The sequence below is a fragment of the Streptomyces stelliscabiei genome (assembly GCF_014873495.1).
In the GTDB taxonomy this organism is placed as follows: domain Bacteria; phylum Actinomycetota; class Actinomycetes; order Streptomycetales; family Streptomycetaceae; genus Streptomyces; species Streptomyces bottropensis.
The window spans coordinates 9,562,282-9,586,389 of sequence record NZ_JADBGF010000001.1 but is presented as its reverse complement, the minus strand read 5'-3'; the positions used below and the strand labels follow the sequence as shown (position 1 = coordinate 9,586,389).

Below are 24,108 nucleotides of genomic sequence, written 5' to 3'. Positions count from 1 at the left end.
GTCTACCCCGCCTGCTTCTGCTGTGCGTCGCCGTGGCGGTAGTACGCGGCCTTGGACGGAGCGAGCGGCTCCTTGCCGAGGATCAGGTCGGCGGCCTTCTCCGCGATCATCATCACCGGCGCGTAGATGTTGCCGTTGGTGACGTAGGGCATCACCGACGCGTCCACGACGCGCAGGCCCTCGACGCCGTGCACCCGCAGGCTGCCCGGGTCGACGACGGCCGTCTCGTCGCTGGAGGGGCCCATCTTGCAGGTGCAGGAGGGGTGCAGAGCCGTCTCGCCCTCCTTGGCGACCCAGGCGAGGATCTCCTCGTCCGACTCCACCTGCGGCCCGGGCGAGACCTCCCCGTCGTTGTACGGGGCGAGCGCGGGCTGACTGAGGAGCTTGCGGGCCACGCGGATCGCCTCGACCCACTCGCGGCGGTCCTGTTCGGTGGAGAGGTAGTTGAACCGCAGCGCGGGGTGTTCGCGTGGGTCCTTGCTCTTGATCTTCACCGAACCGATGGCGTCGGAGTACATGGGACCCACGTGCACCTGGTAGCCGTGGCCGCCGGCCGGCGAGGAGCCGTCGTAGCGGACGGCGATCGGCAGGAAATGGAACATCAGGTTGGGGTACTCGACGTCCTCGTTGCTGCGGGCGAAGCCACCGGCCTCGAAGTGGTTGGTGGCGGCGGGCCCCTTGCGGAAGAGCCACTGCAGCCCGATGAAGGGCGCGCGCCACTTCGCCATGTACGGCTGCATGGAGACCGGCTGCTTGCAGGCGTACTGGACGTACACCTCCAGGTGGTCCTGCATGTTCTCGCCGACGCCGGGGAGGTCGTGGACGACGTCGATGCCGAGGGCGCCCAGCTCCTCGGCGTTGCCGACGCCGGAGAGCTGCAGCAGCTGCGGGGAGTTGATCGCGCCGCCGCAGAGGATGACCTCCTTGGCGCGGACCTGCCGCAGGGCGCCGCGGCCGCGCCGGTACTCGACACCGACGGCGCGCTTGCCCTCGAACAGGACACGGGTGACGAGAGCGCGGGTCTTCACGGTGAGGTTGGGCCGCTTCATGGCGGGCTTGAGGTACGCCTTGGAGGCGGAGAGCCGGCGTCCGCGGTGGACGTTGCGGTCGAACTTGGCGAAGCCCTCCTGCCGGTAGCCGTTGACGTCGTCCGTGGCCGGGTAGCCCGCCTCCTCGGTGGCCTTGAGGAAGGCGCCGAAGAGCGGGTTGGTCGCGGGGCCGCGTTCGAGGACGAGGGGGCCGTCGTGGCCGCGGAACTCGTCGTCCGGGTCGGCGGCGAGACAGTTCTCCATGCGGCGGAAGTACGGCAGGCAGTGGGCGTAGTCCCACATCTCCATCCCGGCGTCGGCCGCCCAGCGTTCGTAGTCCATGGGGTTGCCGCGCTGGAAGATCATGCCGTTGATGCTGCTGGAGCCGCCCAGCACCTTGCCGCGGGCGTGATAGACGCGGCGGCCCCCCATATGGGGTTCGGGCTCGGACTCGTACTTCCAGTCGTAGAAGCGGCTGCCGATCGGGTAGGTCAGCGCCGCGGGCATGTGGATGAAGACATCCCACGGGTAGTCGGACCGGCCGGCCTCCAGCACCAGCACCCGGTTCGCCGGATCCGCGGAGAGTCTGTTCGCCAATGCACAGCCGGCTGATCCGCCGCCGACGATGACGAAGTCGTATTGCAAGGGAGCCATGGTGCCTCGTCTCGCTCGCGCCGTAGATACGCGAGCATGCTAGTCGAGTAGCGCTATGCGCACTAGGTTGCGAACCGCGCAACTTGCATGGTCATGGGTTACGCCGTCGTTACTTGCAATGGTGTTGTTTACTACGCGTATAGTTTCACTGTGAGCAACTACAGCAACGACACGGAAACCTCGAACTCGCAGGCCGGCGGAGTGCAGTCGGTGGACCGCGCCATCAGCGTGCTGGAGATCCTGGCCCACCGGGGCGAAGCCGGCGTCAGCGAAGTGGCCGCGGAGATCGAAGTTCACAAGTCCACCGCCTTCCGCCTGCTCGGCGCCCTGGAGGCGCGCGGCCTGGTGGAGCAGGCGGGCGAGCGGGGCAAGTACCGCCTCGGCTTCGGCATCGTGCGCCTGGCCGGCGCGGTGACGGGACGCATCGACATCACCCAGCAGGGCCGTCCGGTCTGCGAGAGCCTCGCCGAGGAGATCGGCGAGACCGTCAACATCGCGGTGCTGCAGGAGCACTACGCCGTCAACCTCTACCAGGTGCGCGGTCCCGGAGCGGTCACGGCGCACAACTGGGTCGGTCAGCTCACCCCCCTCCACGCGACGTCGAGCGGCAAGGTCCTGCTGGCCTACCTGCCCGCCAAGCAGCGCGCCGCGCTGCTCGCCGAGGCCGGCCTCAAGAAGGTCACCCCGCACACCATCACCTCGAAGACGAAGCTGGAGAAGCATCTCGTCGAGGTGCGGGAGGCGGGCTACGCCTGGACCCAGGAGGAGCTGGAGATCGGTCTGCACGCCATGGCCGCGCCGGTGCTCGACCGGGAGGGCGAGGTCATCGCCGCGCTGACCGCCTCCGGCCCCTCCTACCGGTTCACCGAGGAGCGGATGCGCGAACTGGCCCCGGTGCTGGTCAAGGGCGCCGAGGAGATCAGTCACCGCATGGGCTACCTGGGCTGACCCTCCGGCTGCGCGGAGCCACCGCCGAGGCGCTCGTTCACCCAGTCGTGGAAGGCGCCGATGTGGTGCTCGCTGGGCACCAGCACACCGCCCTTGGCGTACAGCCGTGAGTGCATTCCGGGCTGGGTGCGCTCGCACGCCTCGAAGTCCTGCCGGTTGACCAGGTCGAAGAGTTCCACGGACCGGCTGACGTCCTTGCCGCTGTCGACGACGTGCGGGAGGTAGAGCCAGTCGCACTCGACGATCGTGCGGTCGACGGCCACCGGGTACATCCGGTGGAAGATCACATGGTCGGGGACGAGGTTGATGAAGACCTGCGGCCGGACGGTGATCGCGTAGTAGCGGCGGTCCTGGTCCTCGGCGACACCGGGTATGCGGTCCAGGCCCTCGGAGCCGTCCACGGTGAAGCCCTGGACCTCCGCACCGAACTCGGCGCCGTGCCCGACGTAGTACTGGGCCGCGTAGCCGTCCGCGAACTCGGGCAGCACCTCGGTGAGTTCGGGGTGGATCGTGGCGCAGTGGTAGCACTCCATGAAGTTCTCGATGATGAGCTTCCAGTTGGCCTTGACGTCGTAGACGATCCGCTTGCCGACCGAGAGGTTGTCGACGTCGTAGCGCTCGATCGACTCGACGTCGCCGAGCCGCTCCACGATCGCGCCCAGCACGTCCTCCTCGAAGGAGGGCGGGTTCTCGGCGAGGCAGACCCACACATAGCCGAGCCATTCGCGCACGGCCACGCTCACCAGGCCGTACTCGGTGCGGCCGACGTCGGGCATCTTGGTGAGGTTGGGCGCGGCGACGAGCTTGCCGTCCAGGCCGTAGGTCCAGGCGTGGTACGGGCATTGGAAGGCGCGCTTGACCTCGCCGCTCTCCTCCGTGCAGAGCTTGGCCCCCCGGTGCCGGCAGACGTTGAAGTGGGCCCGGATCGTGTTGTCCCGGGCGCGGGTGACGAGGATGCTCTCGCGGCCCACGTCCACGGTGCGGAAGGCGCCGGGCTTCGCCAGGTCCGACGAGCGGGCGACGCAGAACCACATCGTCTCGAAGATGCGCTCCTGTTCCAGGGCGAAGATCGCGGGATCGGTGTAGGCGGAGCCGGGGAGGGTGGCGATCAGGCTGTCCGGCAGGCTGGTCGAGGTCACGGTGCACTCCTCGGGGGAACGTCGTGGATCGGGCGGTCACGCGCCGGGAAGAGCGACTCCGGACGGCGTTGGGTGGGGAGCTGCGCCGCGTGCCCGGGAGGGCCGCGGCGCGGTGGGGGCGTGGGGCCGGGTCAGGAGACCGCGGCGGCGAGCTGCTTGCGCCAACGGGTGAACAGCCGTGGCTGGTTCATCCCGAGCACGGCGACCGGATGGCCCGCGCGCCGGTACACGGCCAGCACGTTGCGGTCGTCTGCCGCGCCTTCCTCGACCGTGACGCTGTCGGCGCCGGCCGCGTGGCCGGCGAACTGGATCTTGACGCCGTACTGGTCCGACCAGAAGTACGGCGGCCGGGGCACGCCCGGTTCCACCGCTCCCCCGGCCAGCAGGGTGGCGACGGCCGCGGCCGGGCGTTCCTGTGCGCCCGTCCAGTGTTCGACGCGGCGGTGGTGGCCCGCGCGGGGGTCGTACCAGGAGGCGCAGTCCCCGACCGCGACCACACCGGCGAGGCTGGTGCGGCCGTCCGCGCCGCACTTGACGCCGTTGTCGAGCGTGACGCCGGATCCCTCCAGCCAGTCGACGCACGGGAGTGCGCCCACCCCCACGACGACGATGTCGGCGGGGACGCTGCGGCCGTCCTCCAGCAGGACGGCCTCGACCCGGCGCTCTCCGCCGAGCCCCTTGACACCGACGCCGCACAACAGCCGTACGCCGTGGTCGAGGTGGAGGGCGGAGACGATGCTGCCCATGGCCTGGCCGAGGGGGGCGGCGAGCGGCGTGGGTGCCGCTTCGACCACCGTCACCTCCAGGCCGAGGGCGTAGGCGGTGGAGGCGACCTCGGCGCCGACGAAGCCGCCGCCGATCACGACCAGCCGTCCGCCCCGGGCCAGTTCGTCCCGCAGGGCGCGGGCGTCGTCCAGGGTGCGCAGGACGTGGACCCCGGCGAGGCCCTCGGAGCCGGGCAGCCGGCGGGCGGCCGCGCCGGTCGCGATGACGAGGCCGTCGGCCCGGACCTCCCCGCCGTCCGCGAGGCGGACCGCGCGCCGGGCGGCATCCAGGCCGGTGGCGCGGGCCCCGAGGAGCCACTCCGCGCCCAGATCCTCGCCGTCGCTCTCCAGGGCGAGGTCGGCCTCGCCCAGGCCGCCGGCCAGGAACTCCTTGGACAGCGGGGGCCTGTCGTACGGGCGGTGGGTCTCGTCGCCGATGACGACCAGCCGTCCGTCGTAGCCCTGTTTCCGCAGCGAGCGCGCCGCCGACAGACCGGCCAGCGAGGCGCCCACGACGGCCACGGTCCTCACGCGGGACCTCCGGCGAGCCGGGCCGCGACGCAGGGCGGCAGGTTGGGGGCGTCCGTGGACACCCGGACGTGGATCATGCCGTCCTCGACGACGACCTCATGGGTCCGCACCGGGAGTTTGGCCGGCGGGGAGTCGACGGCGCCCGTCCTCAGGTCGAACTTCGAGGCGTGCAGCGGGCATTCCACCTCACAGCCCTCCAGCCAGCCGTCGGCGAGCGAGGCGTCCTGGTGGGTGCAGGTGTCGTCGATGGCGAACAACTCGCCGTCGTCGGTGTGGAACACCGAGACCGGCGGGTCGACGTCGAGCCGGATGGCCTCGCCTCGCGGGAGATCTGCGAGACGGCACGCGGGAATCATCATGACACCTCGGGTGCGTATAGCGAAACGGATTGCGGTTAGCGCAACAACAGTCTGAGGTCGCCCAGAACCCTTGTCAAGGCGTCGAGGCACCCGCTTCGCACGGGTGTGCCAGGCGCCGTCGGGGCAGCCCGAAACGCCCGTCCCACCTGCGGAAACAGGTGAGACGGGCGCCGTACGGAAGCCACTGCGGAGGCGGTCAGAAGCCGCGGTCGATCCACTCCTGGAGGTGCGGAGCCTCCGCGCCCACGGTGGTCGTCCCACCGTGTCCGGTGTGCACGACCGTGTCGCCCGGCAGTGTCAGCAGGCGGGCCCGGATGGAGTCCACGATGGTCGGGAAGTCGCTGTACGACCGTCCCGTCGCCCCCGGTCCGCCGGCGAACAGGGTGTCGCCGCTGAAGAGGGCCGCCAGGCCCGGCGCGTACAGGCACACCGCCCCCGGGGCATGGCCGGGCGTGTGCAGCACGGTCAGCTCCACCCCCGCCACGGTGAGGACCTGGCCGTCGGCGAGTTCGCCGTCGGGGGCCCGGTCGGGGTGGGTCTGCTTCCACAGCGGCAGGTCGTCCGGGTGGAGCAGGATCGGCGCGCCCGTGCGCTCGGCGAGGGCGGGGGCCGCGTCGATGTGGTCGTCGTGGGCGTGGGTGCACAGGATGGCCCGCAGGGTGCGCCCGCCGAGGGCCTCGGCGATGGCGTCGGCGTCGTGCGCGGCGTCGATGACGACGGCCTCGTGGTCGTCGCCGACGAGCCAGACGTTGTTGTCGACGTCCCACGTGCCGCCGTCGAGGCTGAACGTCCCCGAAGTGACGAGGTGTTCGATACGGGCGGTCATCACAGGACCACCACGGAACGCAGGACGTCGCCCTGGTGCATCCGCTCGAAGGCCTTCTCCACGTCGTCCAGCGCGATGGTCTCCGTGACGAAGGCGTCCAGGTCCAGCCGGCCCTGGAGGTACAGGTCGATGAGCATCGGGAAGTCACGGGAGGGCAGGCAGTCGCCGTACCAGGAGGACTTCAGCGTGCCACCACGGCCGAACACGTCCAGCAGGGGCAGCTCCAGCTTCATCTCCGGGGTGGGCACGCCGACCAGGACGACCGTGCCGGCCAGGTCACGGGCGTAGAAGGCCTGCTTGTACGTCTCCGGGCGGCCAACCGCCTCGATGACGACGTCGGCGCCGAAACCGCCGGTCAGCTCGCGGATCGCCTCGACGGCGTCGGCGCCCTTCGAGTTGACCGTGTGGGTCGCGCCCAGCTTCCTGGCGGTCTCCAGCTTGGCGTCGTCGATGTCGACGGCGATGATCTTCGCCGCGCCCGCCAGGTGCGACCCGACGACCGCCGCGGCCCCGACGCCGCCACAGCCGATGACGGCCACGCTGTCACCGCGGCCGACGTTGCCGGTGTTGATGGCCGCGCCGATACCGGCCATCACCCCGCACCCCAGCAGTCCGGCGGCCGCCGCCGAGGCGGCCCGGTCGACCTTCGTGCACTGCCCCGCAGCCACCAGCGTCTTCTCCGCGAACGCGCCGATGCCCAGCGCCGGCGACAGCTCGGTGCCGTCCAGCAGGGTCATCTTCTGCTTCGCGTTGTGGGTGCTGAAGCAGTACCAGGGGCGTCCGCGCAGACAGGCCCGGCACTGTCCGCAGACCGCGCGCCAGTTGAGGATGACGAAGTCACCGGGGGCCACGTCGGTGACACCCTCGCCCACCGACTCCACGACACCGGCCGCCTCGTGGCCCAGCAGGAAGGGGAACTCGTCGTTGATCCCGCCCTCGCGGTAGTGCAGATCGGTGTGGCAGACCCCGCAGGCCTCGATCTTCACCAGCGCCTCACCCGGCCCGGGGTCCGGCACGATGATCGTTTCCAGGCTGACGGGGGCACCCTTGCCCCGCGCGACGACAGCACGGACCTGGTGAGCCATGGCCACTCCTCGGCAGTAACGAGACCGGAGTCTGCAGTTGCTTATTGCGGTACGCATCGCACCTACCGCAACACAGCATCGTGGAGTGCCGACCGGCGGTCAAGGAGTTCCACGGTCGTCGCCGCCGCTCGCGCCTACGCGTCGTCCCCCTCGCCGGGGAGAGCCTGCTCGGCCCAGATCGTCTTGCCGGTGCGGGTGTGGCGGCTGCCCCAGCGCTGGGTGAGCTGGGCGACGAGCAGGAGGCCCCGGCCGCCCTCGTCGAAGGCCCGGGCGCGGCGCATGTGCGGGGCGGTGCTGCTGGAGTCCGACACCTCGCAGATGAGCGTGGTCTCACGGATCAGCCGCAGCTGGATCGGAGACCCGCCGTAGCGGATGGCGTTGGTGACCAGCTCGCTCACGATCAGCTCGGTGACGAAGGAGACCTCCTCCAGCCGCCATGCGGCCAGTTGGTCGCAGGCCAGCTTGCGGGCGTGCCCGACGAAGGCGGGATCGGCGGGCACGTCCCAGGTGGCGACACGGTCGGCGTCCAGCGCCCGGGTCCGGGCCAGGAGCAGGGCCACGTCGTCGACGGGCCGGTCGGTCAGCAGGCTCCGCAGCACCTGGTCGCAGGTCTCCTCCAGGGGACGGTCCGTGCCGCACAGGGCTTGGCGCAACCGCGTGAGTCCGTCGTCCAGGTCGCGGTCCGGCGCCTGGACCAGGCCGTCGGTGTAGAAGGCGAACACACTGCCCTCGGGGACCTCGAACTCCGCCGTCTCGAAGGGCAGACCGCCCACGCCGAGCGGCGGCCCGATCGGCAGGTCGAGGAACGCCGCCTCGCCGTCCGGGGCGATCAGCGCCGGTGGCGGGTGGCCGGCCCGCGCCATGGAGCAGCGGCGCGAGACGGGGTCGTAGACGGCGTACAGACAGGTGGCACCGATCTCCCCCGGGCTCTCCGCCCCCTCGGGCTCGTCCGTGGTCCGCTCGGAGTCCAGGCGCAGGACGATGTCGTCGAGCTGGGTGAGCAGCTCGTCCGGCGCGAGGTCCACGTCGGCCAGGGTGCGCACGGCCGTGCGAAGCCGGCCCATGGTGGCGGACGCCTGCACACCGTGACCGACGACATCGCCGACGACGAGGCCGACCCTGGCCCCGGACAGGGGGATGACGTCGAACCAGTCGCCGCCGATCCCGGCGCGCGTGCTGGCCGGCTGGTAGCGGGAGGCGACCTCGACGGCGGCCTGGCGGGGCGCCCGGTGGGGCAGGAGGCTGCGCTGCAGTTCGAGGGCGATGGCGCGTTCGCGGGTGTAGCGGCGGGCGTTGTCGACACAGACCGCGGCGCGGGCGGCGAGTTCCTCGGCGAGCAGCAGATCGTCCTCGCCGAAGGGCTCGGCCGTGCGGTGCCGGGAGAGGATCGACAGGCCGAGCGTGATGCCCCGGGCGCGCAGGGGCACGGCCATGATCGAGTGGATGCCGTGGATCTCGATGCTGCGGGCGCGCTCCGGTGAACCGGCCCACAGCCGCCCGGTGAGGTCGTCGGGCTCGTACAGCACGGCCCGGCCGGTGGTCAGCGCCCGGTCCGGCGGCGACCCCGCCGCGTAGGTGTGTCGGCTGCCGACCGGGATCACCGCCTCGGGGCAGCCCTCCAGCACGGACCGCTGGGCGGTGCGGCGGAAGACGAGGGGATCGGCGCCGGGCGAGACCGTGGCCTCCTCGCCGGCCCGCACCGAGTCCAGCAGGTCCACGATGACGAAGTCGGCGAGATGGTCCGCGCACACCTCGGCGAGCTCCTCGGCGGTGCGGGTGACGTCCAGGGTGGAGCCGATCCGGTCGCCCGACTCGTTGAGCATGCTCAGCCGCCGTCGGGCCAGGAACTGCTCCGTGCTGTCGATCGCGGCCAGACACATGCCCCGCACCGCGCCGGAGCCGTCCTTCAACGGGCTGAGCGACACCAGCCACGCGTGCTCACGGGCCTCGCCCGGTGCGCGCAGCCAGGCCTCGAACGGCATCGGCTCACCCGTGCGCAGGACGCCGCGCACCGCCTCGTCGAGGCCCTCGAAGCCCGGGAGCCGTCGCCGTCCGTCGACCGACTCCCCCACCCGCCGGCCGAGCAGATCCTGCTGCGACTTGCCCATGACCCCTTCCATCGCGGAGTTGGCGGACACCGCGAGCCCGTCCTGGTCGAAGAGCGCGATGGGCACGGGCAGCTGGTCCAGGGCCCATCGCCGCAACCGCACGGCCGGCTCCGGCACCGTGGCCGTCAGAAACCACTGGGCCTCACCCGCCGCGTCCAGGAGCGGGTGGGCCGCCAGCTCCAGCTCCACCCCGTGACCGTCCCGGTGCCGCGCGTGCACGGAGCCCTGCCAGTCGGCCGGCTCGGCGAGAGTGGCGCGGGCCGAGGCAGGAAGGGGGTCGGCCAGCAGGTCGGCCGCCCGGCGGCCCACCACCTCCCCGTGCTCGTATCCGAGGACCCGTCGGGCGCCCGCACTCCACGCGGTGACCAGCCCCCTGGCGTCGACCGCGGCCGAGGCGACACCGTGCTCGCCCATCGTTCCTTCTCTCCGTACGACCGGAGCCGTCGTCCGTGGGCCCACAGACCGACGACAGGGCACTGCTTCCAGGGTTCATTGTGCGCCGGGCACGCCACGCATGGCGCGCGACCACCCGGAACGCCCGAGCCCCTACCCTGCCACGCCACGCCCCCGCGGGCGCCCGCTTTCGCGAGCGCCTGTGCGCCGGTGGAGACGACGGGCGGCGAAGGCCGCGGGGCCCCAGGAGAGTGGGGAGACCTTGGTGGAGGCAGGAGTGCCGGTGGAGTCCGGGGAGCCGATGGAGTCAGGAGTGCCGGTGGAATCAGGGGACGGGGCGGTGGCGGGTGTCCGGGAACGGCCTCGTGGTCTGTTCGTCGGGTTGTGCGTGCTGGACGTGGTGCAGCTCGTCGACCATGTCCCGGGGGCGAACGAGAAGCTGACGGCTCGTGCGCAGCTCGTGACCGCGGGCGGCCCGGCGGCCAACGCGGCTGTCACGTTCGCCCACCTGGGCGGCGCGGCCACCCTGCTCACCGCGATCGGCGGCCACCCGCTGGGGGCCGTCGTCACGGCGGACCTGCACCGGATGGGCGTGAGGGTGGTGGACCTGGCGGACGGCTCGGCCGCGCCGCCCGCCGTGTCGTCCGTTCTGGTGACCGCGTCCACCGGAGACCGCGCCGTCGCGTCGACCAACGCGACGGCGTACCGGCTCGCTCCTCCCGAGGGTCTCGACGCGCTGGTGGCGGACCACGATGTCGTCGAGTTCGACGGCCACCACCTGGAGTTGGCCGTGGCCGCCGCGCGCGCGGCGCGTGCCGCCGGGCGCCGGACCGTTCTCGACGGGGGCAGCTGGAAGGCGGGTACGGAGAGGCTGCTGCCGTCGATCGACGTGGCCGTCTGCTCGGACGACTTCCGTCCGCCCGGCGCGCACGGGCCGGCGGGAGCGCACGGGCCGGCGGAAACACACGGACCGGCGGGCGCTGCGGCCGGCACGGCGGCGGACACCCTGCGGTTCCTACGGGACCACGGCGTGACCTGGTCGGCGGTCAGCCGGGGCGGGCAACCCCTCGTGTGGGCGGGGCCCGGCAGCGGTGGCACGGTGGACGTTCCCGCCGTACGGGTCGCGGACACGCTGGGCGCGGGAGACGTCCTGCACGGGGCGCTCGCCCATCGCCTCGCACCGCTGGACGACCTGACCGCGCGGGGCTTCGCCGAGGCCCTGCGGGCGGCGGCCGTGGTGGCCTCGCGGGCGTGCGCCTCGTTCGGGACTCGGGCCTGGATGCGGGACACATAGACCGACGCCGGTCGATACATCGGAGCTATTGGCTTTGAGTGCCACGATGGATCCGATCACATCCGTATCGCCACCCCGCTATTGCCCCATCAATACCACTTCATTGACGCACACTCGCTCACATCCCTATGTTTCATCGCGACATAGATCCGATGATTCGCGTGAGTCCGTCTTGGAGGCACCATGACCTCTCGCTCCGCGCACGATCCGTCCCGGCGTACCGTCCTCGCCACCGGTTCCGCCCTGACCGGCGCCCTCCTGGCCCCGGGGACGCCCGCACACGCCGCGGCGGCCGGCCGTACGCGGGCCGGGGCCGCCGCGCCTCCCCTGGACCCCTGGCGCACGGTCCTCGACGACGCGGACCTGGTCTGGCGGCGGATGCCGGCGACCTGGTACGAAGGCCCGTTCCTCGGCAACGGCTTCCTCGGCTCCGGGATCTACGCGGAGCCGGGCGCCGGACCGGGCGCCGCGCCGAGGGCCGTGCGCTTCAACGTCCAGCACTCCGAAGTGCAGGACCACCGGCCGGAGTTCGGGTCACTGTTCGGCCTGGCCCGGCTGCCGATCGGGCACTTCACCCTGGAGCCGGTGGGCGCGATCACCGGCCTCGACTGGCGGCTGTCGCTGCGGGACGCCGAGGTGACCGGAACGCTCACCACGGACCGGGGGACCCTGTCCCTGCGGGCCCTCGTCCACAACGACCGTTCGGTCCTCGCCGTGGAAGTGACCCCGAGCGAGGGTGAACGCGGTTTCCGCTGGGTGTTCCACCCGGCGGACGCGATCAGTCCGCGGGCCGCCTTCAAACCGCTGCCGGACGGCTACCGCGGCAACCCGCCCGCCGAGGTCGCGGACCACGCGGGCGTGAGCGCCGCCGTCCAGCCGCTGCTGGCCGGCGGACAGCACGTCACCGCGTGGCGGGAGCGGAGCCGGGGCCGGACACGGACCCTGTACGCGCACGTCGCGCACTCGTATCCCCGGACCACCGCCCTCGGCCGGGCCCTCGCGGCGGTCCGCGCGGCGGCACGGCTGTCCTACTCCGCACTGGCCGTGCCGCACCGCGCGTGGTGGCACGCGTACTACCGCAAGAGCTTCCTGTCCGTCCCCGACGCCCGCATCCAGCGCTTCTACTGGATCCAGCTCTACAAGACGGCCTCCGCCGCCCGACGCGACGCCCCGGTGATGGCCACGTGCGGCCCCTGGCTGGAACCCACGCCGTGGCCCAACACCTGGTGGAACCTCAACGCGCAGCTGGAGTACTGGCTCGTCCACGGCTCCAACCATCTCGAACTCGACGCCATCACGCGGGCGTTGAGCGAACACCGGGACAGCCTCGCCAAGGAGGTTCCGGCCCCGTACCGCGCCGACTCGTTCGGTATCCCCCGCACCACCGATCCCCAGCTCGTCAACGGCGCGACCGGCCCCCTGGTGGGTTACGGCGTCGGCATTCCCGGCCAGGACCCGCCGACGCCCGAAGTCGGCAACCTGACCTGGGCGTTGCACAATGTCTGGCTCACCTACCGGCACACCATGGACGAGTCGGTCCTGCGGGACGTCCTGTTCCCCTTGCTGCGCGGGGCGGTCAACTACTACCTGCACTTCCTGGAGCCCGGCCCGGACGGCAAGCTGCATCTGCCCGCCACCTTCTCCCCCGAGTACGGCGGCAACTCGCGCGACTGCGCCTACGACCTGATGCTGCTGACCTGGGGCTGCCGCACCCTGCTGGAATCCGCCCAGCTGCTGGGGATCGACGACGCGCTGGCACCCCGCTGGCGTGAGGTGCTGAGGAAGCGGGCGCCGTACCCGACGGACGCGAACGGGTTCATGATCGGCGCGGACATACCCTTCGCGAAGTCCCATCGCCACTACTCCCATCTGCTCGCGGTCTACCCGCTGTACGAGCTGACGGGCGACACCCCCGAGGAACGCGCCCTGATCGAGAAGTCGTTGGCCCACTGGGTGGGCTTCGAGGGTGCGCTGCAGGGCTACACCTTCACGGGTGCCGCATCGATCTCCGCGCTGCTCGGCAAGGGCGAGGACGCCCTGCGGTACCTCGGGGAACTCATGACCCGCTTCATCAAGCCCAACACCATGTACCAGGAGTCGGGGCCGGTCATCGAGACGCCCCTGTCCGCCGCACAGTCGCTGCACGACATGGTGTGCCAGTCCTGGGGCGGTGTCGTCCGGGTGTTTCCCGCCCTGCCCGCCGCCTGGACCGATTTGGCGGTGCACGACTTCCGAACGCAGGGCGCCTTCCTGCTCAGCGCGCGCCGCGAGGGCGGCACCACCCGCTGGGTGCGGCTGACCGGCGAGGCGGGTGCCCCCTGCCGGGTACGGCACGGGATCGCCGGACCGATCGATGTGCGGGACGGGCGGGGCCGCCCTCTGCGGCACACCGTCGTCGGTGACGGCGTGCTCCACGTACCGCTGGGCAAGGGCGAGTCGGTGCTGATCACCGCCAGGGGCGACCGGCCCGATCTGACGGTCAGGCCCGTACGCCCGAACGCTGACGCACCCCGTTGGGGGCTGCCCGGCTAGCCGGGCAGCCCGGGAAAGGGCTTCCTCGTCGGTTCACTCATCTGATCCGACGAGGAAGCCCTTTCTCGCATAGGTCCACACCAATAAAGGTCGCACGAGCCCTTTCGCCCTCCAGTGCGCCATGGCATGCTCACCGCTCAGCGCACATCTGAACGTCGTTCACATCCATGAAAGACCATGGGAAGGGCGAACGGACATGGGAGACACACACGGGGCCGCCACCGGCGACCCGAATGACATGAGCATGTCTAACAGCAGACTGAGCGGCATGACCAGGCGCGCCGTCCTCGGCACCGCCGTCGCCGTGGCGGCCGGTTCCGGCGCCGCGGCGGCGGCCGACTCGGGCGCCCGGCCGGCCGGCACCCCGCAGCTGTGGCGGGAGTTCACCCGCACCCCCTTCACCCACCCCCAGATCCCCTACGTCGGACGGGCGGGCTGCCACGGCGGGGCGGTCCGCCTCCCCCGCCGCCCGGCGGTAGCCGACGTACGCGATTTCGGCGCCGTGGCGGACGGCACGACCGACTCCGCCCCCGCGATCAACCGTGCCATCGCCGCCGCCGGAAGGGCCGGCGGTGGCACGGTCACCCTCCCGCCCGGCACGTTCCGGATCGACGACGTGATCCGCCTGGACCGGTCGCACGTGACCCTCAGGGGCGCGGGCAGCGGCCGTACCACCCTGTACGCGACGAAGAACCTCACCGAACTGATCGGGGCGTACGGCTCCCGCTACGGCGGCGACAAGTCGGGCTGGTCCTGGGCGGGGGGCCTGATCTGGCTGGCACCCCGCGCCCGCTGGTCCTCTCTCGTGGCCGCGATCAGGGCGAAGGCGTGGCCGTTCGAGGGGTGGACCGGCAACCGGCGCGACGAGTGGCGGCCCCTCACGGCGGTCGCTCCGGCCCGGCGGGGCGCCTGGAGGATCACGGTGACGGACCCGTCGGCGCTGCTCCCCGGCGTCCTGGTCCTCCTCCGGCTGGCCGACGACGCGGACCACACCCTCCTGGAGCACATGTGCGGCGGCGGGCCCGGTCCGGCGGCCTACTTCTGGGACGACAAGACGAAGCTGACGTCGTACGTCCCCTACGAGTGGCCCGTCCGCGTCGCGCGGGTGCGAGGCCGCGAGGTCACCCTCGAACGCCCGCTCCCGCTCGACCTACGCCCGGAATGGAACCCTCGACTGACCACGCACGTGGCCGAGTTGACCGGCTCCGGGGTCGAGGGCCTGACCCTTGAGGCCGTGGAGACCCCGCAGCAGCCGCACCTGCTGGACAAGGGGCACAACGGGGTCGTCCTGCAGTGCGCGTACGACTGCTGGGTGGACGACGTGACGGTCCGCCACGTCGACAACGGCTTCGGGCTCGTGTCCGCCTCCGCGTGCACCCTACGACGGACACGTGTCACCGGCCGCGGCTCCCACCACCCCTACTTCTGCCGCGAGGGCTCCCACGACAACCTCGTCGAGGACTTCACCATCGAGGAACGCACCGGCCCCGCTCCCGCGGACACCCAGCTGCACGGCATCAACGTCGAGGGACTGTCCTCGTACAACGTCTGGTCCCGCGGCGACATGCGGATGGGCACCTTCGACAGTCATCGCGGACTCCCCTTCGCCAACGTCCGCACCGACATCACCCTGAACAACAACGGCCGTCACGGCGGCGACGCGAGCGCCGGACCCCTGTTCGGGGCCCGCTTCGCCCACTGGAACATCCGGGTCACCAACGCCCGCGCGGGACTGGTCAGGATCGACGGGCTGGCACCGTACTCCGCCACCGTCGGTATCGACGAGGTCAGGGAGTTCGACCAGATCGACGTCCCCGACTTCACCGGCGACCTGCACACCCGCCTGGAGCTGTACGGCAGCCCCCACGCCGTACGGCCGCGGAATCTGTACGCGGCACAGCGCGCGCTGTAGCACTCGCGTCACCCCACCGCACGTTCACCCTCATGAACGGAGTGGATCGATGAGCGCACTCCCGACCGTGTCACGCCTGGGCGTCCTTCTGACGGCCCTCACCCTGCTCGCCCTGACCCCCTCCCCGCCCACCGCCTCGGCGCGGGTGACGGAGGGGGCCACGGCCGAGGTCCCGCACACCGCCGTCCTGGACGGCGCCCGCCTCCATCGGACCAGGCTCCGCCTGGAGCACGGCGACCCCCGACTGCGCCGCACTGTACGGGCGTTGACGCTCCGGGCCGACAGATGGCTCGGCCAGGGCCCCTGGACGGTCGTCGACAAGCCCCGGCCCGCTCCCGGCGGCGACCTCCACGACTACCTCAGCCAGGCGCCCTACTGGTGGCCCTCCCAGCCCCCGACCGCGGACAACCCCTGGGGCTGCCCGTACATGCAACGCGACGGCGAACGCAACCCGGAGGTCGACTCGGGAACCGACCGCCAGGACGTGGAGAAGACCTTCGACTCCGCGTACGACCTCTCCCTCGCCTGGTACTACACCGGCCGGAAGCGGTACGCCGAGAAGGCCGGGCAGGTGCTGCGCACCTGGTTCCTCGACCCGGCCACGAGGATGAACCCGAACCTGGACCACGCCCAGTTCATCCCCTGCAAGTTCGACGGCCGGGCCATCGGCATCATCGACTTCTCGCAGTCGTACACGAGCGTCCTCGACGCGCTCGCCCTGCTGGACACCGGCGCCCCGGGCTGGTCCCGGAAGGACCGCACCCGCATGGCGCGGTGGAACAGCGACTTCCTCGGCTGGCTCAGGAACAGCGACTTCGGCCTGCAGGAGGCGGCCGCCGCCAACAACCACGGCACCTTCTACGACCTGCTGCTCGCCGGTCTCGCGTACACGACCGGGGACAGGGCGCTGGCCCGCGCCACGGTCCTGGAGGCAGGGAGCAGGCGCGTCGCCCCGCAGATCGGGGCCGACGGCGGCCAGCCCCAGGAGCTCGCCCGCACCCGGAGCTGGCACTACTCGGCCTTCTCCCTGGTCGCGTACACCCGGCTCGCGGCCATCGGCCGACAGGTCGGGGTGGATCTGTGGGCGTACCGGGGCCCGCGAGGTCAGAGCCTGTCCAAGGCGGTGGACTACCTGCTGCCCGCCGCCACGGCCGCCGCCGTCTGGCCGCACCCGGAGCTTGACTTCCGCCGCTACGCCGCGACCGACGTCGTCCACGCGGCGGCCGACGCCGGGAGCGCGCGAGCACGGGAGGCCGTCGCGGCGCTGGAGGCGCCGCCCGGCGGTGACCTGTGGGACCTGCGTCCGGCGGCGGAGCAGCTGGACTCCATCGCGGGCTGACCGGCGCCGTCCCGGGGGGCCTCGGTCCCAGGGCGCGGGGCCCCGGCCCCGGGGGTCTCAGACGGTGGAGAGGTCGATCGCCCGGTCCACCTCGTGCGGTCGCAGCACGCGCAGGATGCCTTCGAGCAGGTAGTAGTCGGCGTACGGGAGGGAGATCTCGATCCCGTCCTCGTTGGGCCGGTTGCGGGTGCAGCGGGCCACGACCGCCTCCGCGCGGGCGGAGTTCCTCGTCAGGCAGGTCTCCGCCAGCGCGGTGAGCAGCCGCAGCGCGACCTCGCGGTAGACGCGCCGTCCGGTGGCCGCGGACAGGTCGAGCAGTCCGCAGGCCGTGATCGCGCCGGCCGACGCGTCCTTGATGTCGTGGGGTTGCTGGGGTGCGCGGTAGTCCCACACCGGGACGTGGTCGGGGGTGAGGGCCCGCACCGCGTAGTCCGCGAGCCGGCGCGCGGTGGCCAGGAACTCCTCGTGCCCCGTGCGCCGGTACATGGTGGTGAATCCGTACAGCCCCCACGCCTGTCCACGCGCCCAGCACGACGTGGGGCTGTAGCCCTGCACGGTGTTCGGGCCGATCGGCGCGCCGCTGTCGGGGTCGAAGTCGTACACGTGCGGGGTCGATCCGTCCGGGCGCGGGAACACCCGCTGTGTGGTCCGCGCGTGCTCGACCGCGATGTCCAGGTACTTCGGGTCACCGGTCTGCCGGGCCGCGAACGCGAGCAGGTCGAGGTTCATCATCGTGTCGATGATGACCCGGCCGGCGTTGCGCGGATCGGTCAGCGCTCCCCAGGCGCGGATGAAGCGGCCGCGCGGGTTGTACCGCCGGATCAGGGAGTCGGCGGCCCGTACGGCACCCGTCCGCCACGCGTCGTCGCCGGTCAGCCGCCAGGCGGTGACCCATGAGGGGGAGAAGAGGAAGCCGAGGTCGTGGGTGCTCGTGTCGTACTGGCGGGGGGCGAGTTTCTGCGCCGACTCCAGTGCCCAGGTCCGGAAGGCGTCGTCCTCGGTGTGAAGCCACGCCATCCACAGGGTTCCGGGCCAGAACCCGCCGACCCAGTCACCGTTCTGCGAGTAGACCCACTTCTCGAACCTGGTCCCGACCGGGAAGGCCGTCACCTGGGGCGCGACGGCGCGGATGCGCTCGACCGCGAAGTCGGCGGCCGCGCGGAGTGTGCGCCGGGAGGACTGCGGACTCCGGTCGGCGACCGCGACCGCCACCGCGGATGCCGATGCCGGTGACGACGCCGATGCCGGTGACGACGCCGATGCCGGTGACGATGCCGGTGCGGTACCCACCATCGCGGCACCGGCGGCCGTGGTCAGGACGCTGCGTCGGGACACACTCATGGTCCACGCCTCCAACTGTGCAGTAGGAGCAAGGGGTTGACCGAGCGTGACACAGCGACCGCGTCAAAGTACATCCATGTGAGCAATGTTCATGAATGTGAACCAAGCGGTGAGTCGACGGCATCGCTCCGGTCCACGCCGGGCGTGAGGGTCGTCTCGCGGGCGGTCAGGCAGTCCTCCAGGAAGGCGAGGGCGCGCAAGTGGTAGGAGCGGGCGGCCCAGCCGAGGCTGATGTTGTGCCCGGCCGCCGGCTGGCGGTCGACCCTGACGTGCGGAGCCCCGGTGAAGTGCGCGGCCAGTTCGGTGAGCGCCTCGTCGTCGTGGCGCCACCAGGCCTCGTGTTCTGCGAAGGTGAGCCGTACGGGCACGCGGACGCGGGGTGCCGTGGTGCGGAACAGCAGCGGCCAGCGGACCAGCTCGGCCCGTTCCCGGGCGGGGACGGGCTCGACGATCGAGCCGCTCTCCCTGAAGGTGCCGGACGGATAGAGCCGCAGCGGCCCCCAGCTGCGGCGCAGCCGGTCTCCGTCCTCGTGGGTGGTGGGCAGCTCGTGCGGCTCGACGGCGTACCGGTGGCCGCAGCCGGAGATGTCCACGCCGAGCAGGTGCGGCGTACCGGGATCCGCGGCGGCGGTGAGCGCCACCTTGCCGCCGTAGGAGTGGGCCAGCAGGAACAGGCCCGCGCCCGTGTCGTGGCGGGAGGCGAAGTCACGCAGGGCCGCGCGCAGCGCGACGGCCTGTTCGGTCAGGTTCTGCCCCTCGGGGAACCTGGCGGCGGAGTGCCGGTAGCCCGGCCGGTCCACGGCCAGGACGGTGTAGCCGAGGCCCGCTCCCAACGTCAGCAGCGACTGCCGCGGATGGGCCCGGCAGTCGAAGTAGCCCGCGTTCATGCCACCGCCGTGCACGGCGACCACGACGGCACGCGTGGGGCCTCCGGGCGGCTCGACGAGCAGGGCGGACAGGGGCACCCCCGTCGCGTCCAGGGTGATCCGGCGCACCCCGCGCGAGGTTTCGTGGACCGGTCGGGTCATGGTCGCTCTCCTCCGGACGGTGCGGCCAAGGCTCTCCCGTCCGGTGATGCCCCGCACCCGCACGGCCGCGGAGGGGGCCCGCGCCCCGGGCCGGCCCGGGGCCCGCTGCCGCGCCCAGCCGCCCCGCCACGGCGTTCCGGAGCGGCGCCGCGCGGCGGGAGGGGGCTGGCCGGGGAACGTGCGGGCTCCGCCAGATGGCGGCCGGACCTGCCGGACCCCTCGATCCTCCCCCGCCGCTGATCAGCCCTCCGCCCCTCGACTGATCAGCCCTCATCGGCAGCGCCGGTCAGCCGGCCCCGCCCCGCCGCTCTCGGACGCCTCCGAAGCGACGGCGCGGCTCCGGGGCGCACGCCAGCCAGAGGGCGAGTACGGCGGCCAGGGCGCCGGCCCACAGCACGTGGGCGTCGTCCCAGCGCGGGGCACTCGGCGGGACGAAGAGCGCGAAGCGGGCCGGGAGAAGCAGACCGGCCGTCACCGGCACGGCCAGTACGGCACCCGCCACGGCCGGCCCCGGCACGCTGAGCGCGCTGAACCGCACCGTCGTCGCGGCCAGGGCGAGCGCCAGCGCGCACAGGGCGCCGGCCTCGACCGTCACCGCTCCCGACGGCAACGCGGCCCATTCCTCGGCGTCGGCGCCCGCCCGCTGCACACCGAGCACCCCCGCCCACCAGACCGCGACCGCCGGCAGGACGACGGCCACGCGCACGGCCTGCCGCAGCGGACGGGGCACCGGAGGAACGCCCGTGGTGTGCCGGGCCGGATCGTCCAGGACGAACGCCAGCCCCACCGCCCCGCACGACGCGGACGTCCGCAGCAGGTCGACCACCGCCTCCGCCGGGAGGTCCACCGAGAACAGCACCGGTACGGCGGCCACGGCGAGCCCCAGTGCCCAGCCGGCGGCGAACACGGTCCACGGCAGCGACCGTGCCGTGGGCCGTACCAGGGCCGCCACCACCGGCAGCCGTCGCCTCACGCGCACTGGTACTCCCGGTCGTCGGCGGTCTCGGCCGGGGCGGTGACGCCCAGCAGGGCGGCCGCGCGGTCGGTGGAGGTACCGGGGGCGGACAGCTCCGCCCAGGCCGCCTTCACCCTGCGGTCCACCTCCTGCGCGGGCTCGTCCAACACTGCCTGGAGTACGGCCAGTTCACGACCGCGCAGGACCACCGCGGCCACCGGCGCCTGGATCACCCCCGGGCTGTAGGGCCCCTGCCCCAGCCTCTCGAACATCGCCTCGCCGTCCCGGGTCGCGCGGACCGCCAGCCAGACCATCAGCACACCCCGGGCGTCGCAGTACACGCCCTCGTAGCGCTCCTGGTCCACGACCAGCCCCCGGGCGACGCTCGCGGCGAACTCCAGCTCCCGCTCACCGCCCCACGCGGTGGACGCCGTCGCCTCGCCCGGCGCGGCGGGCGAGAGGTCCCTCTGACCCGACGGCCCGTCGAGCGCGGCGACCCTCTGCCGTACGGTCAGCGCCCGTGTCGCGCCCGGTGCGCCGGCCAGCGACCGGACCTCGTCCGTCACGCGGGCCCACTCGTCGATCCAGGGGGTGAACTCGGGGAACGCGCAGTACGTCGTCGTCCCGCGCCGCTCGCAGTCCTGCACCGTCGCCGGGGTGCGGGTCGCCGTCTCCCGTGCCGCGCGCACCGCGTCCGTCGGCGCGGTGCCCTGGAGGACCACGGTGGTCACGACCGCGCCGAGCGCCATCAGCGCCGTGGCCCGTACGGCCCTTGTCCGACCGCCGCTCAGCAGCACCGCGCCGGCCGCCACGAGCACCGCGAGCGCCAGCAGATACAGCGCGTGCCAGGCAGCGGGGCGGCCCACCAGGTCGGACGGCAGCGGCCGCGCGCCCTCGTCGAACAGCACGGGGGCCAGCCCGCGCAGCCACGCCGAGCTGCCCGCGTCGGCGACGAAGACCATGGTGACCGCCAGGACGGCGACCACCGCGAGGGGTGCCACGAAGGCCGACCGGACGACCCGGCCGAGCAGCACCCCCAGGGCGCCGGGCAGGAGGACCAGCAGCGGCCCGGTCGCCAGCTCGGACACCGAGCCGTGGCCCACCGCGCCCGGCTTCAGCGCCGCGGCCGTGAACTGACCGGCCACGATCAGCGCCCCCACCAGCACCGTCGGCAACACCGACAGCAGATGGGCGACCGTGCGCCGCCACGACGGCAGCACCAGCGCCCCGAAGTACGGCTCCGTGCCCCGCCGGTGCGAGCGCAGCACGGCCAGGTTCACGGCGACCATCACCGCCAGCCCCAGCAACAGCTGCCCGATCTGTGTCTCGCGGTCGATGTCCTGGAGCACCGGGAAGGTGTCCTCCGACTCGTCGCTCGACCCGAGGAGCAGCGTCACGTACACCGCCACGGCGATCAGCACCAGGGGGTGCAGCAGCAGGCGCCGCGCCTCCACCCGGGCCAGCGCGAGCAGCGCCCGCCGGCCGCCCCGGACCCGTATCGGCTCCGGCCGCGGCGCGGTGACCGGTGTGCCCGTCAGGGTCGTCACGTCGCCACCTCCGCCACCGGGTCGCCGCCGAGCGACAGGAGATAGCCGTCCTCCAGCGTCGGTTCGACCAGCCGCGCGCCCGCGGGCGGGTCCCCGACGTTGCGGAACTCGCCCGTCCCGGTGCGCCATCCGGCTCTGGCGCCCGGCTGCCGCTCCGAGCTGTGCCACACCCGGCCGTCCGCCACGGCCGTCAGGTCCGCGGCCGTGCCGTCGAACCGCACCCGGCCCCTGTCCATCACCACCACCCGGTGACACAGCATCGCCACGTCCTCGGTCTGGTGGGTGGACAGCAGGACCGTCCGGCCCTCGCCGGCCTCCGCGATCAACTCCCGGAAGCGCATGCGCTGTTCGGGGTCGAGCCCGACGGTGGGCTCGTCGAGGACCAGGAAGCCGGGGTCGCCGACCAGGGCCGCCGCCAGCGCCACGCGCTGCCGCATACCGCCGGAGAGCCGCCGTATCCGCTTGCCCCGCTCCTGCGTGAGACCGACCGCGTCGAGGACCCGGCGGGCCTCGGCGTGCCGGGCCCGCCGGTCCGTCAGCTCCTTCAGGATCGCGACGTAGTCGACGAACTCGAAGGCGGTGAAGTCCGGATGGAACCCGGGGCTCTGCGGCAGATAGCCGAGGACGCGTCGTACGTCCTGCCGGCCGTGGACCGCGCTCGGGTCGTGTCCGAGGACGGTGAAGGCGCCGTTGTCCGGGGGTGTGGCCGTCGCCAGGATGCGCAGCAGGGTCGTCTTGCCCGCGCCGTTGGGGCCGAGCAGGCCCGTGACACCCTCGGAGAGCCGCAGGGTCACGTCGTCCACCGCCCTGGTACCTCGATAGCTCAGGGTCAGTCCGGCGGCCGAGACCGTGGGTCGTGTCATGACAGCCTCCTGGCTGCGAAGGGAAGGGATCGGCGGGAGGGGCCGAGGGGTCGGCCGCTGTCGAAGCGGTCCCGGGCCGCGACCAGCAGGACGGTCGACACGGCCGCGACCGCCGCCGCCGTGCCCTGGCCCTCGGCGGTGAAGGGCAGCGGGGTGCCCGACGCCAGCAGACGGCTCAGCAGCACCAGGGCGGTCCAGGCGGCCGCGACCAGCGCCGGCGCGAGGACGGGCCCCAGCCGGGCGGTCAGCGCCACGCCCGTCGCGGTCAGCGCGAGCGCCGGCAGCAGCCAGCCGAGCGCGGCCAGGCCGAGGGACGGCAGCGCCAGGCTCGCCAGTCCGCTGAGCAGGGTCGTCGTCGACAGCACCGCGACCGTCCGCACCATCAGCAGACGGAAGGTGTGCATCGGCGCGACCACGGCCGTCTCGTGCGTCGGGTCGAGCCCCGGCCCGAACGACAGCGCCACCCCCGCCAGCGGCAGCAGCGGTGCCGTGGCCAGCAGCATCAGCGGTGACGCGGCCAGTCCCACGCCGACCGCGAGCAGCAGGGTGAGCACCACCGCGCCGAGCCAGGAACGGCGCAGCACGGGGGTCGCCGCGAGCAGTCGGGCGGTGTGGTCGGCGACCCCCAGCCGGATCAGGAGCGACTCGGCGAAGCCCGGCCTCGGGGCGTCGAGTTCGGCGTCCAGCCGGGCCCAGCCCGCGCTGATCTCGGCGGGCGGAACATGGGCCGCGAGCGCGGCCCGGCAGTCGGCGCAGGCCGCGAGGTGCGTCTCGACGGACCACAGCCGGGGGGCTGCGAGCGTTCCCCGGGCGTACTCCCGCAGGTCCCCGTCATCGGCGTGCCAGCTCATGTCAGGCCCTCCCGCAGTTGCTTCCGGGCACGCATGGCCCGGGTCTTGACCGTGCCCGGGGGAATGCCGAGCAGGACCGCCGCCTCACGGGTCGTCAGGCCGTCGATCACCGTGGCCTGCAGCACCGCTCGCAGCTCCGGCGAGAGCCCGGCCAGGGACCCGGCCAGGTCGCCGTGCTGCACCCGGGCCAGCACCTGCTCCTCGGCCGACACCTCCTCGCGCTGCCGCAGCCGGGCGAGCGCCTGGCGCAGTCGGCCCCGGGCCCCGTCGCCCCGCAGCGCGTCCACCAGGCGGCGCGATCCGATCCGCCACAGCCAGCCCGCCACGTCACCCTCGCGCCGGTAGCGGGCGGCTCCCCGCCACACGTCGAGGAACGTCTCCTGCACGACGTCGTCGACCAGCACCGGGTCGGCGCACCGTCCGCGCAACCGCAGCACGAGCCACGGCGCGTACCGCCGGTACAGCTCCTCGAACGCCCGCCGGTCCCCGTCCGCGACCGCCCGCATCAGCTCGGCGTCGCCCGGACTCCCCCGCTTCATCTCGCTCACACCCCCTCATCGGACGGGACACCCCGAGCGGTTCACGCCGCACGGAGTGATCCGGGCGGGCTG

19 protein-coding genes are annotated in these 24,108 nt (G+C 72.7%); 5 read left to right on the top strand and 14 right to left on the bottom strand.

From position 1 onward, the window contains the following. Positions 1-2: 2 nt before the first annotated feature. Complete coding sequence (betA, locus tag H4687_RS41785) at positions 3-1,682, bottom strand: choline dehydrogenase (protein ID WP_046914191.1); 1,680 nt, start codon at positions 1,680-1,682, stop codon at positions 3-5. Between the two features lie 201 nt (positions 1,683-1,883). Between betA and H4687_RS41780 the strand changes: the two genes are divergently transcribed. Beyond that, the gene (locus H4687_RS41780; RefSeq protein WP_046914198.1) at positions 1,884-2,630 is read left to right on the top strand and encodes an IclR family transcriptional regulator; all 747 of its coding nucleotides are present in this window, start codon (positions 1,884-1,886) and stop codon (positions 2,628-2,630) included. Here H4687_RS41780 and H4687_RS41775 read toward each other — a convergent pair. The 6 genes from H4687_RS41775 to H4687_RS41750 form a co-directional block, all read right to left on the bottom strand. Beyond that, complete coding sequence (locus H4687_RS41775) at positions 2,618-3,769, bottom strand: aromatic ring-hydroxylating oxygenase subunit alpha (RefSeq protein ID WP_046914192.1); 1,152 nt, start codon at positions 3,767-3,769, stop codon at positions 2,618-2,620. The genes H4687_RS41780 and H4687_RS41775 overlap by 13 nt on opposite strands. 131 nt (positions 3,770-3,900) lie before the next feature. Next, positions 3,901-5,064, bottom strand: a complete 1,164-nt coding sequence (locus tag H4687_RS41770) for an NAD(P)/FAD-dependent oxidoreductase (RefSeq protein ID WP_046914193.1) — start codon at positions 5,062-5,064, stop codon at positions 3,901-3,903. Continuing rightward, positions 5,061-5,423: a bifunctional 3-phenylpropionate/cinnamic acid dioxygenase ferredoxin subunit gene (locus H4687_RS41765; protein ID WP_046914194.1), complete on the bottom strand. Its 363-nt coding sequence runs from the start codon at positions 5,421-5,423 to the stop codon at positions 5,061-5,063. The genes H4687_RS41770 and H4687_RS41765 overlap by 4 nt, the downstream gene beginning before the upstream one ends. A 196-nt stretch (positions 5,424-5,619) precedes the next feature. Then, positions 5,620-6,249 (bottom strand): MBL fold metallo-hydrolase, encoded by a 630-nt coding sequence (locus H4687_RS41760; protein WP_046914195.1) that lies wholly within the window; start codon positions 6,247-6,249, stop codon positions 5,620-5,622. Next, entirely contained in the window at positions 6,249-7,334 is a 1,086-nt protein-coding gene (locus H4687_RS41755) for an S-(hydroxymethyl)mycothiol dehydrogenase (RefSeq protein WP_046914196.1), read from the bottom strand. Before H4687_RS41755 ends, H4687_RS41760 begins: the two co-directional genes overlap by 1 nt. 134 nt (positions 7,335-7,468) lie before the next feature. Next, complete coding sequence (locus H4687_RS41750) at positions 7,469-9,856, bottom strand: SpoIIE family protein phosphatase (RefSeq protein WP_050398673.1); 2,388 nt, start codon at positions 9,854-9,856, stop codon at positions 7,469-7,471. A gap of 280 nt (positions 9,857-10,136) precedes the next feature. Between H4687_RS41750 and H4687_RS41745 the strand changes: the two genes are divergently transcribed. From H4687_RS41745 to H4687_RS41730, 4 genes are all read left to right on the top strand, one after another. Further along, positions 10,137-11,129, top strand: coding sequence for a PfkB family carbohydrate kinase (locus tag H4687_RS41745; RefSeq protein WP_046919054.1), 993 nt, complete (start codon positions 10,137-10,139; stop codon positions 11,127-11,129). Positions 11,130-11,312: 183 nt separating this feature from the next. Continuing rightward, on the top strand, positions 11,313-13,661 hold the full coding sequence (locus H4687_RS41740; protein ID WP_046919053.1) for a glycosyl hydrolase family 95 catalytic domain-containing protein: 2,349 nt from the start codon (positions 11,313-11,315) through the stop codon (positions 13,659-13,661). 238 nt (positions 13,662-13,899) lie between these two features. Continuing rightward, positions 13,900-15,573 (top strand): glycosyl hydrolase family 28-related protein, encoded by a 1,674-nt coding sequence (locus tag H4687_RS41735; RefSeq protein WP_404819303.1) that lies wholly within the window; start codon positions 13,900-13,902, stop codon positions 15,571-15,573. A gap of 49 nt (positions 15,574-15,622) precedes the next feature. Next, a complete protein-coding gene (locus H4687_RS41730) occupies positions 15,623-16,912 on the top strand; it encodes an alginate lyase family protein (RefSeq protein ID WP_046919634.1) in 1,290 nt (429 codons plus the stop codon). Positions 16,913-16,969: 57 nt separating this feature from the next. Here the strand turns inward: H4687_RS41730 and H4687_RS41725 are convergent, their stop codons facing one another. The 7 genes from H4687_RS41725 to H4687_RS41695 all read right to left on the bottom strand — a co-directional run bounded on the left by H4687_RS41725 (position 16,970) and on the right by H4687_RS41695 (position 24,036). Continuing rightward, on the bottom strand, positions 16,970-18,253 hold the full coding sequence (locus H4687_RS41725; protein WP_046919635.1) for a glycoside hydrolase family 88 protein: 1,284 nt from the start codon (positions 18,251-18,253) through the stop codon (positions 16,970-16,972). 89 nt (positions 18,254-18,342) lie between these two features. Continuing rightward, entirely contained in the window at positions 18,343-19,281 is a 939-nt protein-coding gene (locus H4687_RS41720; protein ID WP_046919636.1) for an alpha/beta hydrolase, read from the bottom strand. Between the two features lie 286 nt (positions 19,282-19,567). Beyond that, entirely contained in the window at positions 19,568-20,254 is a 687-nt protein-coding gene (locus H4687_RS41715) for an ABC transporter (protein WP_233443495.1), read from the bottom strand. Next, positions 20,251-21,783 carry a hypothetical protein gene (locus H4687_RS47770; RefSeq protein ID WP_050398671.1) on the bottom strand — a complete coding sequence of 511 codons (1,533 nt, stop codon included), beginning with the start codon at positions 21,781-21,783 and terminating at the stop codon, positions 20,251-20,253. The genes H4687_RS41715 and H4687_RS47770 overlap by 4 nt, the downstream gene beginning before the upstream one ends. Further along, positions 21,780-22,646 (bottom strand): ABC transporter ATP-binding protein, encoded by an 867-nt coding sequence (locus H4687_RS41705; RefSeq protein WP_046914026.1) that lies wholly within the window; start codon positions 22,644-22,646, stop codon positions 21,780-21,782. The genes H4687_RS47770 and H4687_RS41705 overlap by 4 nt, the downstream gene beginning before the upstream one ends. Continuing rightward, positions 22,643-23,497, bottom strand: coding sequence for a cupin domain-containing protein (locus H4687_RS41700; protein ID WP_046914025.1), 855 nt, complete (start codon positions 23,495-23,497; stop codon positions 22,643-22,645). The genes H4687_RS41705 and H4687_RS41700 overlap by 4 nt, the downstream gene beginning before the upstream one ends. Beyond that, complete coding sequence (locus tag H4687_RS41695) at positions 23,494-24,036, bottom strand: RNA polymerase sigma factor (protein WP_097251280.1); 543 nt, start codon at positions 24,034-24,036, stop codon at positions 23,494-23,496. The genes H4687_RS41700 and H4687_RS41695 overlap by 4 nt, the downstream gene beginning before the upstream one ends. Between the last annotated feature and the right edge of the window lie 72 nt (positions 24,037-24,108).

Coding starts and splice junctions, on each gene's coding strand:
- betA (WP_046914191.1), bottom strand. CDS start 1,682: ATGGCTCCCTTGCAATACGACTTCGTCATCGTCGGCGGCGGATCAGCC.
- H4687_RS41765 (WP_046914194.1), bottom strand. CDS start 5,423: ATGATGATTCCCGCGTGCCGTCTCGCAGATCTCCCGCGAGGCGAGGCC.
- H4687_RS41760 (WP_046914195.1), bottom strand. CDS start 6,249: ATGACCGCCCGTATCGAACACCTCGTCACTTCGGGGACGTTCAGCCTC.
- H4687_RS41755 (WP_046914196.1), bottom strand. CDS start 7,334: ATGGCTCACCAGGTCCGTGCTGTCGTCGCGCGGGGCAAGGGTGCCCCC.
- H4687_RS41750 (WP_050398673.1), bottom strand. CDS start 9,856: ATGGGCGAGCACGGTGTCGCCTCGGCCGCGGTCGACGCCAGGGGGCTG.
- H4687_RS41745 (WP_046919054.1), top strand. CDS start 10,137: ATGGAGTCAGGAGTGCCGGTGGAATCAGGGGACGGGGCGGTGGCGGGT.
- H4687_RS41740 (WP_046919053.1), top strand. CDS start 11,313: ATGACCTCTCGCTCCGCGCACGATCCGTCCCGGCGTACCGTCCTCGCC.
- H4687_RS41735 (WP_404819303.1), top strand. CDS start 13,900: ATGAGCATGTCTAACAGCAGACTGAGCGGCATGACCAGGCGCGCCGTC.
- H4687_RS41730 (WP_046919634.1), top strand. CDS start 15,623: ATGAGCGCACTCCCGACCGTGTCACGCCTGGGCGTCCTTCTGACGGCC.
- H4687_RS41725 (WP_046919635.1), bottom strand. CDS start 18,253: ATGAGTGTGTCCCGACGCAGCGTCCTGACCACGGCCGCCGGTGCCGCG.
- H4687_RS41720 (WP_046919636.1), bottom strand. CDS start 19,281: ATGACCCGACCGGTCCACGAAACCTCGCGCGGGGTGCGCCGGATCACC.
- H4687_RS41705 (WP_046914026.1), bottom strand. CDS start 22,646: ATGACACGACCCACGGTCTCGGCCGCCGGACTGACCCTGAGCTATCGA.
- H4687_RS41700 (WP_046914025.1), bottom strand. CDS start 23,497: ATGAGCTGGCACGCCGATGACGGGGACCTGCGGGAGTACGCCCGGGGA.
- H4687_RS41695 (WP_097251280.1), bottom strand. CDS start 24,036: ATGAAGCGGGGGAGTCCGGGCGACGCCGAGCTGATGCGGGCGGTCGCG.